Origin of the sequence: Streptomyces sp. NRRL WC-3549, from assembly GCF_000721935.1 — a bacterium.
Lineage (GTDB): Bacteria > Actinomycetota > Actinomycetes > Streptomycetales > Streptomycetaceae > Streptomyces.
Genome location: NZ_KL585398.1, coordinates 81,067 through 81,394 on the forward strand (window position 1 = coordinate 81,067; position 328 = coordinate 81,394).

The window sequence follows — 328 nt, forward strand, 5'->3', positions numbered from 1 at the left end:
AGATGTGTATAAGAGACAGACGCCGACCCGGCGGGCGGCGTGTCCCCCGGCCACCCGCCCGGAGCCGGGGGACACCTCGCGGCCCCCGGCCCCACGCACACCCCCGGCCACGCCCACGGCCCCGGCACCCCCGGGACCAGGCCCGGCTCCAGGGGGCCCGGCCCCACCCGCCCGCCCGGAGCCCCCGGAGCGGCCCACCCGGCCGTCCCACGGCAGCGGGGCACCGACCGCGGGTCCGGCCAGCGGGTCGGCAGCGGGGACATCGCCGCCCTGCACTCGGTCGGCGAGCTCTTCCGCGCCCTGGACCACGCCTGTCTCTTATACACAT

At 79.0% G+C, this 328-nt stretch carries 1 pseudogene; it reads left to right on the forward strand.

From position 1 onward, the window contains the following. Window positions 1-39: 39 nt before the first annotated feature. Window positions 40-328, forward strand: a pseudogene (locus IH13_RS42315) (regulator); the annotation flags it as partial.